Here is a 4303-nt window from a genome sequence, read left to right on the forward strand (position 1 = left end):
GCTTGAATGTTCCTGAACCGATCAATTTGGCCTGGAGGAGTACCGGGCTCAGCGGTCCCTGCGCAAGAAGCCGTTCGGCCCAGAGCGCCGTCACTCCGGCGACGTGTGGCGTTGCCATGCTGGTGCCGCTGATGGTTTTGGTGCCGCCGTTGAGCCAGGCGCTGAAAACCCCGACGCCGGGACCGGCGACGGTTGCCATTGTGTTGGAAAAGGGTGCCACGGTGAGTCCGCTGGCGCCGTCGGCCAAAGCCGCCACGGACGTGACCCCAAACGCCGCGGCCGGCGGGGCAACATTGATCTCGTAGGCGGGATTACCGGTGCGTTCGCTTTCGTTGCCGGCGGCCGCGACGACGATTGTGGTCTGGGCGACTGAGGCGCGGGCGTTGAGGAGGTTGGCCAGCTGTTCGAACAGCCGGACGTTGGCGCGGTAGCCTTCGAGGGCGATCGAGGTGGCGGCCGGGATTGACAGACCGTTCACCCTGACCAGTTCGTCCACCCAGCCGGGGAAGTCCATGCCCAGCGACATGGAGATGACGTGGGCGCCGTTGTCTGCTGCCCACAGCATTGCCGAGGCAAGTGTGTCGCTGCCCCCGCCGTTCGGGCCCCCAAGGACCTTGCCGATCAGGGCTTTCTGGACGCCGCGGGCGACGCCGATCCGCTGGCCTCCCAGGTCGCGGCCAAAAATCGTGCCCGCGCAGTGGGTTCCGTGGCCGTTGTCGTCCTCGGCGCTGCCGGCACCTGTGAAGTCCTTCGTGACCAGGTCGACGCCGGCGAAGGCCGGATGATCGGCGTCGATGCCGGTGTCCAGGACCGAGACGGTCACTCCAGCGCCCGTGAAAGGCGAGGTGTCTGCGCCTACGGCCTTGACACCCCACGTCACGGGAGCGGCGGCGGGTGCCGCATCCGCCTCGAGGGGTTCGATGAGTTTCATTGGCATCGTAGGCGCGAAGCTGAGGACCGTGGGATCGTTCCGCAGCGCGTTGATCGTTGAGCTAGAGGGGTTCTCGTCCCTCTCCACGGTCATCCCCACTGCGCGTTCAGCGACGCCCTGGACGGCCGATTCGAGCCCGGGGGCGTTCGGACCGTCGAACGGGTCGCGGGTTGCGCGCGGCGCAGGGGCACGCAGAATGACGATGTTCTGGTTGAGTCGTTCAGACATTTCGGGCTCCTTTGGCCTCTACCCGGCTGTGATAAACACCTGTGGCGCGTGGACTGCAGGTTCGACGGGCATCAAAATTCTGCCGACGGACGCATCGACATGGTGCTAGATCTACATCAGGCGGCGTTACTTCGGCGTTACCGGTCGACAAGGAATTCTTGACCAGAGGCGTACGACGGCTGTGCGGGCCCGCCGTCGTACGTGCTGCCTCGTGTCTGGTCAGACTGTTGCGTTCATGCCCCCGGCGGGCATTTTCTCGGAAACCGATTCCCCGGCCTTCGTGGAGCCGTCCATTGTCCCTGCGGGCATGGCAGGCTCCGCCGGGCGTTGTTGGCCGTTTTCCGTCGCGTTCCCGCCCATGGCGCCAGCCGGCATGTCGGCCGTTCCGGGGGCGCCGCCCTCGGAGGATATGTCCGCCTCCCCGCCCATGGCCGCTGCACCCGAAGCCCCGGTTGACTCCTCTGTCAGGAACGGCATGTTCTGCCACCTGTGCCACAGGGCATTGTCGGTGCCCCGGACGAAGACCTCCAGGCGGCCATCGGCGTTGCTGCCGATGGTGATGTTGGAGGTGAGGAGGCCGCCCAGGGAGTGCCAGCCGGACCATCCGCTGTTAGGCGCCGTCTGCCACATGTGCCACAGGGCATTGTCGGTGCCCCGGACAAAGGCCTCAAGCCGGCCGCTCGCGTTCTTGCCGACGGCGATGTCGGAGGTGAGGAGGCCGCCCAGGGAGTGCCAGCCGGACCAGGTGCCGTTTGGTGTCGTTTGCCACTTGTGCCACAGGGCATTGTCGGTGCCCCGCACGAAGGCCTCGAGGCGGCCATCGGCGTTGCTGCCGATGGTGATGTTGGAGGTGAGGAGGCCGCCCAGGGAGTTCCAGCCGGACCAGGTGCCATTGGGTGCTGTTTGCCACTTGTTCCAGAGGGCGTTGTCCGTGCCGCGGGCGAAAACCTCCAGGCGGCCGTCCTTGTTTTTGCCCACCGTGATCTCCGAGGTGATCACGCCGCCCAGGGAATGCCAGCCGGCCCAGGTGCCGTTCGGTGCGGTCTGCCAGCGGTGCCAGACGGCGCCGTCGGTCCCGCGGGCGAAAACCTCGAGCCTGCCATCGGCGTTGCGCCCGGCGGCTGGCGGTCCGGTGATGACCCCGCCCAGGGAGTTCCAGCCGGACCAGGTGCCGTTCGGTGCTGTTTGCCATTTGTTCCAGAGGGCGTTGTCAGTGCCCCGGGCAAAGATTTCCAGGCGTCCGTCCTGGTTGCTGGCCACGGCGATGTCGGTGGTGATGACCCCGCCGAGGGAGTGCCAGCCGGCCCAGTTGCCGTTGGGTGCCGTCTGCCAGCGGTGCCATACGGCGCCGTCGGTGCCCCGGGCGAACGCCTCCAGCCGGCCGTCCTTGTTGTTGCCCGCAGATACGTCGGAGGTGATGACACCGCCCAGGGAGTTCCAGCCGGACCAAGCCTGCGGGGCGGCCGGGTACAGCGACCGGAATCCGTCGATGTCGTCCTGGGTAAGGACGCGCTTGGTGGAGTTTGACGCCACGGTGGGGGCCATCACGGCGTTCGCCACGCTGGAGTGCGCCAGCCCGACGATATGGCCGAATTCGTGCAGGGCCACCGTCTCGATATCGAAGGCGCTGGCAGCGGCACCCACGCTCCAGACATGCTCGCTGTCGTCAAAGTGGACCGGCTTGGGCAGGGTATTGGTGATGACACTGCACCCGGGAGGGAAATCGGCGTGGGCCAGGACCCCGCCAACCATCGAATGGTCCGGGTCCGCTGCCGGCCGCCATCCGACGCGGATGTCCGGGCTGGAGCCGAGTGCCACCTCAGTGAAGGTCAGTCCGCCCAACGCCTGCCAGCTCTGGATGGCCCGCCTGATGGCGTCGAACTCGGCCGTGCCCGCGACGTCGTCGGTGCCGGTGTCGAAGGCATAAGTCAGTGTCCGGTCCGCCCACGCGCACTGTGTGGCAAAGGCGATGTCACCGGCAAGCATGTCCGGCAGCCCGCAGCGTGGCCGCATCATTGCTTCGCGGGTGGCATCGTCGAACACGCCGGTGACGGGCAGATGGAAGAACTCCTGGAAATTCTTGAGGGCCCCTTCGGTGGGATCGTCCAGGACGCCCAGTTCCCTGTGAGTTGATTCCCCCAGGTAGCCAAATCGCTCGAGGTAACTTTGCACCTTGCTGAAGCCCGGATTCCGTTCCCCCGGCGCGGTGTTTTCGACGGCGGCGAGGTAAGGGGCCGCGGGGTACTGCTCATCAGTCATTGGACTCTCCTTGATCTGTTCGGATGCTTCGCAGGATCTGCAGGGCGGTGCCCCGTTCTTCGCCGGCGGACAGATGGACGACGGCGGTGGCGCGGCCGGGGAAAGTGGCGGCGACGGTGCAGATGCCCTCCTCCTCGAACGAGACGAAGTCCGCCGTGTCACTGCCCACGGTTTCCTGCCAGTGCTCGTAGCCGGGTTTGTCCGCGTAGCGGGTGAGGGGGTCGGCGAAGGGGCTCGTGTCCACGGTCAGGCGCATGCCGGCGCCCTCGAGGACGGCAGCACCGCCCTCGATGGCGCGTTCATGTGAGGGTGCAAGCTGCGCCGGGACCTCCAGTGCCACACCTGCCACCCGGAGGGAACTCCACGGTTGTCCCATAACACCGTCCTTATACGCGAGGGAACACAGGTACCAGTGGATCAGCGGTGCGTTACAGCACCGTTACTGCCGTGGCGGTGAGCTCATCCGACGGGTGCCCCCACCCTGGTGACGCCCGCGACGTGCCGGGGGAACCGGGCCAGTTGCTCGCCGGCCTCCTGATACCACTGCGTCATGACCGCCGGGGCCTCGCCCAGGGCGACCGCATTGCTGAAGGACTCGAGCCACGACCCTGACCGCGCCAGATGCTCGCTGATCAGAGACATGTGGTTGGCCATGGACTCTGATTCGGCATGGACCTGAAGGCAGGTGATCTGCCGGCCCGATTCGTCGGCGAAGAAGTGGAACACCAGCATCCGGGGCTCGCGGCTCTCCACAAGCCGCGCGACGTCGCGGCATGAATCGAGGGCCTCATCAAGGTGTCCTTCGCGCACCGCGTACGTGCTGAAGTAAATGAACGGCTCTGACATGATGACCTCCTGAAACAGGTGATCCACGCTGTGTGGATC

The 4303-nt window shown here is 66.3% G+C and carries 4 protein-coding genes; all 4 read right to left on the reverse strand.

Annotation, left to right across the window (positions count from 1 at the left end; genetic code table 11):
• A partial coding sequence (locus tag DBR22_RS04905; protein WP_108598050.1) for a S8 family peptidase occupies window positions 1–1159 on the reverse strand: 1159 nt, incomplete at its 3' end.
• Between the two features lie 219 nt (window positions 1160–1378).
• Window positions 1379–3418: a matrixin family metalloprotease gene (locus DBR22_RS04910; protein ID WP_108598051.1), complete on the reverse strand. Its 2040-nt coding sequence runs from the start codon at window positions 3416–3418 to the stop codon at window positions 1379–1381.
• Window positions 3411–3794 (reverse strand): hypothetical protein, encoded by a 384-nt coding sequence (locus DBR22_RS04915; protein WP_108598052.1) that lies wholly within the window; start codon window positions 3792–3794, stop codon window positions 3411–3413. The genes DBR22_RS04910 and DBR22_RS04915 overlap by 8 nt, the downstream gene beginning before the upstream one ends.
• Window positions 3795–3877: 83 nt before the next feature.
• Window positions 3878–4303, reverse strand: a 426-nt coding sequence (locus tag DBR22_RS04920) for a hypothetical protein (protein ID WP_219928074.1), incomplete at its 5' end; no start/stop codon positions are given.

This window comes from Arthrobacter sp. HMWF013, assembly GCF_003061105.1.
Lineage (GTDB): Bacteria > Actinomycetota > Actinomycetes > Actinomycetales > Micrococcaceae > Arthrobacter.

Excerpts from the sequence above, each read along its gene's own strand:
- DBR22_RS04910 (WP_108598051.1), bottom strand. The coding sequence starts at position 3,418 with ATGACTGATGAGCAGTACCCCGCGGCCCCTTACCTCGCCGCCGTCGAA.
- DBR22_RS04915 (WP_108598052.1), bottom strand. The coding sequence starts at position 3,794 with ATGGGACAACCGTGGAGTTCCCTCCGGGTGGCAGGTGTGGCACTGGAG.